Genomic DNA, 12786 nt, shown 5'->3' on the forward strand with positions numbered 1-12786 from the left:
GGGCTCACTGAAAAAAATAATCTCTCGCAGAGACGTTTATGCCCGTTGTCTGGGTGCAGAGTCCGCCATGGAAATATTTGTTTTTCTTTACGCCTTTGCGGCTCGGCGAGAGAACAGTCGAACGGGATGCACATTCCACGCGCCGGGCTCACTGAAAAAAATAATCTCTCGCAGAGACGTTTATGCCCGTTGTCTGGGTGCGGAGGCGCAGAGTTTGTAATGGGGTTATTTGTTTCTCTGCGTCTTTGCGGCTCGGCGAGAGGACCGAGAGGGTAAAAGGACTATTGTCGAGTTTTGTCTATTCCTGAAACATTTTGCCGTGTCTTCAGGTAGCTTGACGGATTACAATGGTTGCCCTGGAATAACCCCGACGTTTTTATGCTGGAACAATACGACACCTTCAAACCGGTACTGTGGGACGACGAGGCGGTCTGTCTGCTGGATCAGCGTCTGCTGCCGCAACAACACCAGTATCTGTACTGCCGTAGCGTGGCCGAGGTGGCGCAGGCGATCCGGGATATGGTGGTGCGCGGGGCGCCGGCCATCGGCATCACCGCCGCTTACGGCGTGGCGCTGGCGGCGCGGCAGCGCTATGCCGAGTCAGCGACAAACTGGCGTGACAACATCGAAGCAGATTTGCAGCAACTGGAAGGGGCCCGCCCCACGGCCATCAACCTCCACTGGGCCATCGCCCGCATGCGGGACAGGCTGGCCGGGCTGGACGGCGATCCGTTCGAGGTGTTGCTGCAGGAAGCGCGCGCCATTCATGAAGAGGATATCGCCGCCAATCTGAAAATGGGCAAGTTCGGTGCCTCGCTGATCGTACCGGGCAGCAGCGTGTTGACCCACTGCAATGCCGGGGCGCTGGCCACCGGCGGTCACGGCACGGCGCTGGGGGTGATTCGCAGCGCCCGGGCCGACGGCAAACTGGCGACGGTCTACGCCGACGAGACCCGGCCCTGGTTGCAGGGCGCCCGACTGACCGCCTGGGAGCTGCTGCAGGATCAGATTCCGGTAACCCTGGTGGCCGAGGGCGCGGCGGCCTGGCTGATGCAACAGGGCAAGGTGCAGTGGGTGATCGTCGGCTCCGATCGGATCGTCGCCAACGGCGATGTGGCCAACAAGATCGGTACCTATTCGCTGGCGGTGCTGGCGCGCCAGCACGGGGTCAAATTCATGGTGGCGGCGCCGACCTCCACCATCGACATGGCCGTCGCCGAGGGCGGAGCGATTCCCATTGAACAGCGGGATCCCGCCGAATTGCTCGCCTGTGGCGGACAGCGGGTGGCGGCGGAGGGCGCCACGGCCTGGAATCCGGTGTTCGATGTGACGCCGGCACAGCTGGTGGACGCCATCGTGACCGAGCGGGGTATCATCGAACGTCCCGATAGCGCCAAACTGGCCCGCCACATGGGCCAACACCGCTGATTATTTCCCCTCTGGCCAAGCCCTAAAAACAGGCCTTTTGCAAGGCGGTTTTCCACGATACGGCCACACCCGGTTTCTCACGCGCTTTTACAAAGATGCAGTGGGTGACCCTGCTATGGTATAGTAATCGCTCAGAAACGCTTCAAAAATCAATCGAGCCACTTTTAACCTGACCGAAAGCGACGCATGAGCGAATTTGCCAAGGAAGTCCTCCCGATCAACATCGAGGAGGAGATGAAGCAGTCCTATCTGGACTATGCCATGAGTGTCATCGTCGGGCGCGCCCTGCCCGATGTGCGGGACGGCCTCAAGCCGGTTCACCGCCGCGTGCTGTATGCCATGCGTGAGCTGGGCAATGACTGGAACAAGCCCTACAAGAAATCGGCCCGCGTGGTCGGTGACGTCATCGGTAAATACCATCCCCACGGCGACAGCGCCGTCTACGACACCATCGTGCGCATGGCCCAGCCCTTCTCGCTGCGCTACATGCTGGTCGACGGCCAGGGCAACTTCGGCTCGGTGGACGGCGATGCGCCGGCAGCCATGCGGTATACCGAAGTGCGCATGGCCAGAATCGCCCATGAGTTGCTGGCCGACATCGAAAAAGAGACCGTCGATTACACCCTGAACTACGACGAGTCCGAATACGAGCCGGAGATCCTCCCGGCGCGCATCCCCAATCTGCTGGTCAACGGCTCCGCCGGGATCGCGGTGGGCATGGCGACCAATATTCCGCCGCATAATCTCAACGAAGTGATCAACGCCACGCTGGCGATGATCGACAACCCGGATATCACCATCCAGGAACTGATGAATTTCATTCCGGGACCGGATTTTCCCACCGCCGGTATTATCAACGGCGCGCGCGGCATTGCCGAAGCCTATGCCACCGGTCGCGGCCGCATCTATGTGCGGGCGCGGACCAAGGTCGAGGAGATGGCCAACGGACGCGAACGGATCGTGGTCACCGAGTTGCCCTATCAGGTCAACAAGGCCCGCCTGCTGGAACGTATTGCCGAACTGGTCAAGGAACGAAAAATCGAGGGCATCAGCGAACTGCGCGATGAATCGGACAAGGAAGGCATGCGCGTGGTCATTGAACTGCGTCGCGGCGAAGTCACCGAAGTGATGCTCAACAATCTCTATCAGCACACCCAGATGCAGACTGTATTCGGCATCAACATGGTGGCGCTGGTCGAAGGGCAGCCGCAGCTGCTGAATCTGCACCAGATTCTGGCCGCCTTCATTCGTCATCGTCGCGAAGTGGTCACCCGGCGCACCGTGTTCGATCTGCGCAAGGCGCGGGAGAAGGCGCATGTGCGCGAAGGGCTGGCTATTGCGCTGGCCAACATCGATCAGATCATCGCCCTGATCAAGGCCGCCAAAAATCCGGCCGAAGCCAAGGAACAGTTGATGGCCACCCTCTGGGAACCCGGCGTGGTCAACCAGATGCTGGAGCGCACCGGCGCCGCAGCCTCGCGGCCGGAAGGGCTGGCACCCGAATTCGGTCTGGTCGACGGCCGCTATCGGCTGTCCGATGCTCAGGCCCAGGCAATTCTCGATATGCGCCTGCATCGCCTGACCGGCCTGGAGCAGGACAAGATCCTCAACGAATATGAAGAGCTGCTCAAACAGATCGAGGAGTTGCTGGCGATTCTGGCCAGCAGCGAGAAGCTGATGCAGGTCATCCGCGATGAACTGACCGAGATGCGCGATCAATACGGCGACGAGCGACGCACCGAGATCATCGCCAGTCAGGAAGATCTGACCATCGAGGATCTGATCACCGAGGAGAACGTGGTCGTGACCCTGTCGCACGAGGGTTACGTCAAGGCCCAGCCGATCTCCGCCTACACCTCGCAGCGCCGTGGCGGCAAGGGCAAGGCGGCGACCTCGGTCAAGGACGAGGACTTTGTCGACAAGCTGTTCGTCGCCAGTACCCACGACACCATTCTCTGCTTCTCCAGCCGCGGCAAGGTCTACTGGCTCAAGGTCTACGAGTTGCCGCAGGCCGGACGCACCGCACGCGGGCGTCCCATCGTCAACCTGTTGCCGTTGGAAGAAGACGAACGCATTAATGCGATTTTGCCGATTCGCGAATACCTGGAAGGACAGTTCATCTTCTTTGCCACCAGCAACGGCACGGTGAAGAAAACCCCGCTGACCGATTTCTCACGCCCGCGCGCCTCGGGCATCATCGCCATCGAACTGCGCGATAACGATCATCTGATTGGCGTGGAACTGACCCGCGGCGATCAGGATGTGTTGCTGTTCAGCACCGCCGGCAAGTCGATCTGTTTCAACGAGCAGGATGTGCGGGCCATGGGCCGCAGCTCGGTCGGGGTACGCGGCATGAAGCTGCAATCCGATCAGCACGTCATCTCGCTGATCATCGCCAGCGAAGGCCACATCCTTACCGCCACCGAAAACGGTTACGGCAAGCGCACGCCCGTGGATGACTATCCCCGCCACGGTCGCGGCGGCCAGGGCGTCAAGTCGATCCAGACCTCGGAGCGTAACGGCGAAGTCATCGGCGCCGAACTGGTAGGTGAAGAAGACGAAATGATGCTGATTACCAGCCGCGGCACCCTGGTGCGCACCAAAGTCGACGAAGTCTCGATCATGGGCCGCAACACCCAGGGCGTAAAACTGATCAGCCTCGGCGAAGGCGAAAAACTCTCCGGCATCGAACGGATCGCGAAGATCAGCGATGAAGAGGATGTTATTGAAGAATAAAACCCAACGCAGAAATGCAATTTTGAATTCTGAATGTTGAATGTTGAATTAAATACAAATTCGCAATTCAAAATTTAAAATTCAACATTCAAAATTATATCGTTACGCCTCTGCGCCTCTGCGTTAAATTGTTTTTTTAGAAAATCAGGCAAATCAGGAGTTGTGTATGTCACGTGTATTTAATTTTAGCGCCGGTCCGGCGATGCTGCCCCAGGAAGTCCTGGAGCGCGCTCGCGAGGAGATGCTTGACTGGCATGGTACCGGGATGTCAGTGATGGAAATGAGCCATCGCGGCAAGGAATTCATGTCCATCGCCGAGAAGGCCACCGCGGATCTGCGCGAGTTGATGGCGGTGCCGGACGATTACGAGATTCTGTTTTTGCAGGGCGGCGCCAGCAGCCAGTTCGCCATGGTGCCGATGAATCTGCTGCGCGACAAAACCAAAGCCGATTACCTCAACACCGGTGCCTGGTCGAAAAAGGCGATCGGTGAGGCGAAAAAGTTCTGTGACGTGAATGTCGCGGCGACCACCGAGGCCGACGGCTTCAGCAGCGCCCCGGCACAGGATGAGTGGCAGATCAGTGCCGATGCCGCCTATGTGCATTACACGCCGAATGAAACCATCGGCGGTGTCGAATTCAACTATATTCCCGAAACAGGCGATGTGCCGCTGGTGGCGGACATGTCCTCCACCATCCTGTCGCGCCCCATCGATGTCTCGAAGTACGGCGTGATCTATGCCGGCGCGCAGAAGAACATCGGTCCGGCCGGCCTGACCGTGGTCATCGTGCGCAAGGATCTGATCGGCCAGACCCTCGACAAGACCCCGGCCATGTTCGATTATCAGGTCCATGCCGAAGCCGGCTCCATGGCCAACACGCCGCCCACCTACGGCTGGTACCTGGCCGGCCTGGTCTTCGAATGGCTGAAAGAGAAGGGCGGTCTGCAGGGCATGGCCGAGATCAACAAGCGCAAGGCGGATAAGCTGTATCAGGCGATCGACACCTCTGACTTCTACGCCAACCCGGTCCGCCCCGATTGCCGTTCGTGGATGAACGTACCGTTTACCCTGGCCAACCCGGATCTGGACAAGACGTTCCTGGAAGAGGCCGCCAAACAGGGGCTGACCACCCTGAAAGGCCACCGCTCCGTCGGCGGCATGCGCGCCAGCATCTACAACGCCATGCCCGAAGCCGGTGTCGACACGCTGGTTGAGTTTATGGCCGACTTTGAAAAACGCAACGGGTAAGAATAGTGACGAGGGACGAGTAACGAGGTACGAGGCGAGTTTGCCCGGGCTGATTTTATATCACCCCACCCTGGCCCTTCGGGCAGTGACGAGGTACCAGGTACGAGTGACGAGGAGGGTTTGCCGGGGCTGATTTTATATCACCCCACCCTAACCTTTATGCCCTCGGGTGCTCCCCTGGAAGGGGAGGGGATGATCTTGCTAATAGCAAAGATCAGTCCCCCTCCCATAGGGAGGGGTTAGGGGGAGGGGATACAAAAACTAGCCCCTCGTCCCTCGTACCTGGTACCAGCCCGGAAGGCCAGGGGGAGGGGATGATCTTGCTAATAGCGAAGAGCAGTTCCCCCTCCCACAGGGAGGGGGTTAGGGGGAGGGGATACAAAAACTAGCCCCTCGTCCCTCGTACCTAGTACCTGCCCGAAGGGCATGGGAGGGGATAAAAATCCAGGTCCCTCGTAACTCGTAACTCGGCCCTGAGATATAAGTCCAGGGTAAGCTGCTAGTATTCAAGACACACAGAAACAGATAACCAAAGGTAATCAATCCGTCCTATGTATAAAGTTCTGACATTGAATAATATCTCTCTCGCCGGCCTGGAACGGCTGCCGCGGGACAAGTATGAAATCGCCTCCGAAATCGGCCATCCCGATGCGGTCCTGGTGCGCTCGACCAAGATGCACGAGATGGAGATTCCCGACAGCCTCAAGGCGATCGGTCGTGCCGGCGCCGGGGTGAACAACATTCCGGTCGACAAGATGTCGGATCAGGGTATCGCGGTATTCAACGCCCCCGGCGCCAACGCCAACGCGGTCAAAGAGCTGGTGCTGGCCGGTATGCTGATGGGTTGTCGTAACATCGGACCGGCCTGGGATTTTGCCCGTTCCGTTGAAGGCACCGACGCGGAAATCAACAAGGCGGTGGAAGCCGGCAAGAAGAACTTCGGCGGTTTCGAGTTGCCGGGGCGCACCCTGGGCGTGATCGGCCTGGGCGCCATCGGGCGTAACGTGGCCAACATGGCATTGCAACTGGGCATGCGCGTGGTCGGTTTCGATCCGGGTATTACCGTGGAAGGCGCCTGGCAGTTGTCCTCGGAAGTGGAAAAAGCCGGCAGCATGGACGAGCTGGTCTCCAAGGTGGATTTCATTACCTTCCATGTGCCGCTGGTCGATGCAACACGGAATTTGATCAATGCCGAACGGCTCAAGATGATGCGCGACGGCGTGGTGATTCTCAATTTCGCGCGTAACGGCATTATCGATGATGAGGCGGTCAGTGCCGCGATCAAGGCCGGCAAGGTTTACGCCTATGTGTGTGACTTCCCGAGCAATCTGCTAAAAGATCACGAGCGGGTTGTCGCCCTGCCGCATCTGGGTGCCTCCACCGTCGAGGCGGAAGAGAACTGCGCGATTATGGTCGCCGAACAGGTTCGTGATTATCTGGAGCATGGCAACATCCGCAATTCGGTCAACTTTCCGGAAGTCTATATGGAACGCACCGAAGGCCAGCGTATCGCGATCGTCAACCGCAATGAACCGAACATGGTTGGACAGATCACCTCGGTGCTTGCCAATCAGAATCTGAATATCGTGGATATGATTAATAAATCACGCGGCAATCTCGCCTATAATCTGATCGATATCGACGGCAATGTGGATGACACCATGTACGAACAGTTGTGCAGTATTGGTGGCGTGTTAAAAGTGCGTCTGATCGACTGACACCCGGGAGCGGAACTTGAGCGACGACCTTCTATCCCTGCGCCAGCGGATCGATGAACTGGACGAACAGCTCCAGGCATTGATCACCGAGCGGGCCCGCCTCGCCGAGGAAGTGGCGCGTACCAAGCAGGCCGAAGGGGAGGAGGTCTTCTATCGCGCCGAGCGCGAGGCCGAGGTGCTGCGCGGCGTCATGCAACGCAACCAGGGGCCGCTGAGCAACGAGGAGATGGCGCGGCTGTTCCGCGAGATCATGTCCGCCTGCCTGGCGCTGGAGCGGATCATGAACATCGCCTTTCTCGGCCCGGAGGGGACCTTCACCCAGGCGGCGGCGCTGAAACATTTTGGTCATTCGGTGCAGACCCTGCCGCTGGGCACCATCGGTGATGTGTTTCGCGAAGTGGAGTCGGGTAACGCCTCCTATGGCGTGGTGCCGGTGGAAAACTCCACCGAGGGCGTCATTAATCATACGCTCGACGAATTCATGAATTCGTCCTTGTCGATCTGCGGCGAGGTGGAGTTGCGCATTCACCACCATCTGCTGAGTAAAAACCCGGACATTCGCAACATTCACCGGGTTTACTCACATCAGCAATCCCTTGCCCAGTGCCGCAAATGGTTGGACATGCATCTGTCGCAAGTGCAGCAGATCGACGTCAGCAGCAACGCCGAAGCCGCCCGCCTGGCCAGTACCGATCCGGAATCGGCGGCCATCGCCGGCGAGAGCGCGGCGGATATTTACGCGCTCGGTTATCTGGCGAAAAATATCGAGGACCATCCCGAGAACACCACCCGCTTTCTGGTGGTCGGCAAGCGCGAGACACCGCCCAGCGGCAACGACAAGACTTCGATGCTGGTCTACACCCGGAACAAGCCGGGCGCCCTGTACACCATGCTCGCGCCCTTCGCCCAACACAACATCTCCATGTCACGCATCGAATCACGGCCTTCGCATCAGGGGATGTGGAATTACGCCTTCTTTATCGATATCGAGGGCCATATCGAAGACAACAATGTCCGCCAGGCCATCGATGAACTCGAAGAAAGCGCCAGTCTGGTGAAAATTCTCGGGTCTTATCCGCGGGCGGTATTATAGTTCTGAGTTCTGAGTTCTGAGTTCTGAGTTCTGAGTTCTGAGTTCTGAGTTCTGAGTTCTGAGTTCTGAGCTGAGTAGGCCGGACATAGCGATAGCGGTGTCCGGCAACCGACTAAAAGCAGGCTCTCTGGAAAAACGCGGAGATCGCAGCTCGGGAAGCGTCACATAGGCTCCGCCAATGTGACCTACAACTAAATTCCTGGGACTTAGGACTCAGGACTTGGATCTGTTTATCATATGAGAGGCTTGTAGCCGCGACTCGGGAGCAGGGGCACGACCGTCGCCGATGAAATCGCCTCCCACAAGAGAAGGGGCGAGGTTCTAGCTGTAGGTCAGGTTGCGCGTAGCGCTACCTGACACTTGCTCTTAGGACTTAGGACTTAGAACTTAGGACTTAGAACTTAGAACTCAGAACTCAGAACTCCGCGGCTCCGCACCTCTGCGCCCTCCGCGGTTAAATAAGATTCCTTAAAAGAGTGATGTTCCGGAATATGACGATCTCTACCGAACAATTTGATGTCTGTGATCTGGCTGCCCCGGGTGTGCGGGAGCTGACGCCGTATCAGCCGGGCAAGCCGATCGAGGAGCTGGAGCGGGAATACGGGCTGTCGGATGTGATCAAGCTGGCCTCCAATGAAAATCCGCTGGGTCCGTCGCCCGATGCGTTGACGGCGATCCGGGATAACCTGGCGGAACTGAGCCGTTATCCGGACGGCAACGGTTTTATTCTCAAGCAGGCGTTGTGCAACCATTTTGATCTGGACGCCGCGCAGATCACCCTGGGTAACGGCTCCAACGATGTACTCGAACTGATCGCGCGGGCCTTTGTGACGCCGGACAATGAGGTCGTTTTCTCGCAACACGCCTTTGCCGTGTATCCGCTGGTGACCCGGGCCATCGGCGCCAGGGCGGTGGTCACGCCGGCCAGGGCGGGGGGGCACGATCTCGAAGCGATACTGGGCGCGATCACCGATCGCACCCGGCTGGTATTTATCGCCAACCCGAACAACCCGACCGGTACCTGGCTGACCCGGGCGGCGTTGCAGGCGTTTCTGGAGCAGGTGCCGCCCCATGTGCTGGTGGTTCTGGATGAGGCCTATTATGAATATGCCGCCGATCCGGCCACCGGCATCGCCGATTACCCCGACGGGCTGCAGTGGTTGGCGACGTTCCCCAACCTGATTGTGACCCGGACCTTCTCTAAGGCCTACGGGCTGGCCGGGCTACGGATCGGCTACGCCGTCTCCCATCCCGAGGTGGCCGACTACCTCAACCGGGTGCGCCAGCCGTTTAATGTGAATCATCTGGCGCTGGCGGCCGTGAGCGCGGCACTGACCGACACTGCCCATCTGCAACGCGGCATCGCGCTCAATGTCCGGGGATTGCAACAGTATTACCAGGCGTTCGATCAGCGGGGGCTCGATTACTTTCCCTCGGCGGGCAACTTTGTCACCGTGCGGGTCGGGCCGGCCGCCGAAATCAACGAGCAGTTATTGCGCCGGGGGATCATCGTGCGCCCGGTCGCCAACTATGATCTGCCGGAACATCTGCGCATTTCGATCGGCAGCGAGAAAGAGAACCGGCGCTGTATCGACGCCCTGGACGAGATTCTGCAGGCAGGCGAATGAGCACCCCCGTGATCAACCAACTGACTATCATCGGCGTCGGCCTCATCGGCGGCTCGCTGGCCCGCGCCCTGCGCCGGGCCAATGCCGTAACGACCCTGGTCGGCGCCGGGCGCAATGCCGATCAGCTGGCAATCGCGCGCAAACTGGGGGTGGTCGATCGCACCGAGACCGATCTGGCCAAAGCCTGCGCCGGAGCGGACGTGGTGGTGCTGGCCGTGCCGCTGGGCGCGATGCGCGCGGTGCTCGAGCAGATCGCCCCGACCCTCTCCCCGGACACGATCATCACCGATGTCGGCAGCGCCAAGGGCAGCGTGGTGAGCGATGCCGGGCAGATATTCAACGGCCTGCCGGCGCGCTTTGTGCCCGGCCATCCCATCGCCGGGACCGAGCAGAGCGGGGTGGAAGCGTCGTTCGCCGAGCTGTTTGACCAACGCCGTGTGATCCTCACCCCCGAGGCGGCCACCGATCCGGCGGCCGTGACCACCGTGTGCCAGCTGTGGGAGGCCTGCGGCGCCCAGGTGATGACCATGGCAGTGGCTCATCACGACGCGGTGCTGGCGGCGACCAGCCATCTGCCCCATGTGCTGGCCTACACCCTGGTCGACAGCCTGGCGCGTCAGGATGACAGCCGGGAGATCTTCGATTATGCTGCCGGCGGTTTTCGCGACTTCACCCGCATCGCCTCCAGTGATCCGCAAATGTGGCATGACATCTGCGCGGCCAACCGTGAACCGCTGGTCGCGGCCCTGCAGCACTTTATCCGCGATCTGGAACAGCTGACTCGGGCCATCGAGCAGGCGGACAGCGATGCCATTAAACAGACTTTTGAACGCGCCAAGCAGGCGCGGGATGCCTTTTGTAACAAATAATTCAGGACTGCGAGTTCATTTCCATGACCCAGAGTGATTCACCGGACCGGTTTACCGTCGCGCCGGGCGGCAAACTGGCTGGCCAGTTTCGTGTGCCCGGCGACAAGTCGATCTCCCACCGCAGTATCATGCTCGGCGCCCTGGCGGAGGGTACCACCCGGGTCAGCGGCTTTCTGTCGGGGGCGGATAATCTGGCCACGCTCAACGCCTTTCGCGCCATGGGGGTCGAAATCGACGGACCCGACGACGGGGAAGTGGTGATTCGCGGCGTGGGACTGCACGGGCTCAGGGCGCCGGCCGCGCCGCTGGATCTGGGCAATTCGGGCACCTCCATGCGCCTGCTGGCCGGCCTGCTGGCGGCCCAGCCGTTCGACTGCACCCTGACCGGCGATGCCTCCCTGAGCAACCGGCCGATGAAACGGGTCACCGAACCACTGGGGGAGATGGGCGCGCGCATCGACACCAGCGAGGCGGGGACGCCGCCGCTGCACATCCACGGCGGGCAGCCGTTGCGGGGGATTCACTACGCCATGCCGGTGGCCAGCGCCCAGGTCAAATCCGCTCTGCTGCTGGCCGGGCTGTACGCCGACGGCGAAACCTGCGTCACTGAGCCGGCACCGACCCGGGATCACACCGAACGCATGCTCCAGGGTTTCGGCTATCCGGTGCGGCATGCGGGGGCGAGCGCCTGCCTCGACGGCGGCGGCAAGCTGGTTGCCCGGGATATCGACGTCCCGGCGGACATCTCCTCGGCGGCCTTTTTTATGGTCGGCGCCAGCATCGCCCCGGACTCGGATATCACCCTCGAGCACGTGGGGATCAACCCCACGCGGCTCGGGGTGATCACGATCTTGCAGCAGATGGGCGCGGACATCACCCTGCACAATGAACAGAGCGTCGGCGGCGAGCCGGTGGCCGACATCCGGGTGCGCAGCGCCCCATTAAAAGGGATCGCCATCCCCGAGGTGCAGGTGCCGCTGGCCATCGACGAATTTCCGGCTCTGTTTATCGCCGCCGCCTGCGCCGAGGGGGAAACGGTGCTCACCGGGGCCCGCGAATTGCGGGTCAAGGAGAGCGATCGGATCCAGGTGATGGCCGACGGCCTGCAGACGCTGGGCATCGACGCCGAACCCACCGAAGACGGCATGCGGATCCGCGGCGGCACGCTGGGCAGCGGCAGCGTGGACAGCCACGGGGATCACCGCATCGCCATGGCCTTTGCCATGGCGGCGCTGCGCGCCAGCGGGCCGATTACGATTCGCGATTGCGCCAATGTAGCCACCTCGTTCCCCGGGTTTGTGGATCGGGCGGCCGGGGCCGGTCTGGCCATCAGTCAGGAGGGCGGGGCATGAGCGAGGTGCCGGTACTGACCCTGGACGGGCCCAGCGGCTCGGGCAAGGGCACCATCGCCAGCCGGGTGGCGCGCACCCTGGGCTGGCACCTGCTCGACAGCGGGGCGCTGTATCGCCTGGTTGCCCTGGGGGCCGCCCGGCGCGGGATTCCCATGGAAGACGAGGCGGCCCTGGCCGACTACGCCTTGCAGATGGATGTGGTTTTCGAGGTACAGCCGGACAGCGGCGAGGTGCTGGCCAAGCTGGACGGCGAGGCGGTCGGGGACGCGATTCGCACCGAGCAGTGCGGCAACGACGCCTCCAAAGTGGCGGCGCTGGGGCCGGTTCGCGAGGCCCTGCTGCAGCGCCAGCGCGACTTTCGCCGCCCCCCCGGTCTGGTGGCCGACGGGCGGGACATGGGGACCACGGTGTTCCCCGACGCCGGGCTCAAGATCTACCTCACCGCCAGCGCCGAAGTGCGCGCCGAACGGCGTTATAAACAGTTGAAAGAAAAGGGAATAAGTGCTAGTGTTGCCGACCTCTTTCGGGAGATCGCCGAGCGTGATGCGCGTGATACCGAGCGCCGCTCCTCGCCGCTGAAACCGGCCACCGATGCCCTTGTGCTGGACACCTCCTCACTGGATATCAATCAGGTGGTCGATCAGGTGCTGGAGCAGTGTCGAGAACGGTTTGACGTCAACGTCCGGTAACCAGAGTGGACGAAGCCCCCGGGG

General features: G+C 60.8%; 9 protein-coding genes. All 9 read left to right on the plus strand.

Annotation, left to right across the window (positions count from 1 at the left end; translation table 11 throughout):
* The first annotated feature begins 378 nt into the window (after positions 1 to 378).
* The 9 genes from mtnA (at position 379) to cmk (ending at position 12762) form a co-directional block, all read left to right on the plus strand.
* Entirely contained in the window at positions 379 to 1428 is a 1050-nt protein-coding gene (mtnA, locus tag EDC23_RS05000) for an S-methyl-5-thioribose-1-phosphate isomerase (protein ID WP_134082526.1), read from the plus strand.
* A gap of 186 nt (positions 1429 to 1614) precedes the next feature.
* Positions 1615 to 4164, plus strand: a complete 2550-nt coding sequence (gene gyrA, locus EDC23_RS05005; protein WP_134081793.1) for a DNA gyrase subunit A — start codon at positions 1615 to 1617, stop codon at positions 4162 to 4164.
* Between the two features lie 166 nt (positions 4165 to 4330).
* On the plus strand, positions 4331 to 5413 hold the full coding sequence (gene serC / locus EDC23_RS05010) for a 3-phosphoserine/phosphohydroxythreonine transaminase (RefSeq protein ID WP_134081795.1): 1083 nt from the start codon (positions 4331 to 4333) through the stop codon (positions 5411 to 5413).
* A 551-nt stretch (positions 5414 to 5964) separates the two neighbouring features.
* Positions 5965 to 7131, plus strand: a complete 1167-nt coding sequence (locus EDC23_RS05015; RefSeq protein ID WP_134081797.1) for a phosphoglycerate dehydrogenase — start codon at positions 5965 to 5967, stop codon at positions 7129 to 7131.
* A gap of 16 nt (positions 7132 to 7147) precedes the next feature.
* Complete coding sequence (pheA, locus tag EDC23_RS05020) at positions 7148 to 8224, plus strand: prephenate dehydratase (protein WP_134081799.1); 1077 nt, start codon at positions 7148 to 7150, stop codon at positions 8222 to 8224.
* Between the two features lie 491 nt (positions 8225 to 8715).
* Positions 8716 to 9852, plus strand: a complete 1137-nt coding sequence (gene hisC / locus EDC23_RS05025) for a histidinol-phosphate transaminase (protein ID WP_134081801.1) — start codon at positions 8716 to 8718, stop codon at positions 9850 to 9852.
* A complete protein-coding gene (locus EDC23_RS05030; RefSeq protein ID WP_243830718.1) occupies positions 9849 to 10721 on the plus strand; it encodes a prephenate dehydrogenase in 873 nt (290 codons plus the stop codon). The genes hisC and EDC23_RS05030 overlap by 4 nt, the downstream gene beginning before the upstream one ends.
* Positions 10722 to 10744: 23 nt before the next feature.
* The gene (gene aroA / locus EDC23_RS05035) at positions 10745 to 12073 is read left to right on the plus strand and encodes a 3-phosphoshikimate 1-carboxyvinyltransferase (RefSeq protein WP_134081803.1); all 1329 of its coding nucleotides are present in this window, start codon (positions 10745 to 10747) and stop codon (positions 12071 to 12073) included.
* Entirely contained in the window at positions 12070 to 12762 is a 693-nt protein-coding gene (gene cmk, locus EDC23_RS05040) for a (d)CMP kinase (protein WP_134081805.1), read from the plus strand. The genes aroA and cmk overlap by 4 nt, the downstream gene beginning before the upstream one ends.
* The last annotated feature ends 24 nt before the right edge of the window (positions 12763 to 12786 follow it).

The organism is Thiohalophilus thiocyanatoxydans (assembly GCF_004366735.1).
GTDB classification, from domain to species: Bacteria; Pseudomonadota; Gammaproteobacteria; order UBA6429; family Thiohalophilaceae; genus Thiohalophilus; species Thiohalophilus thiocyanatoxydans.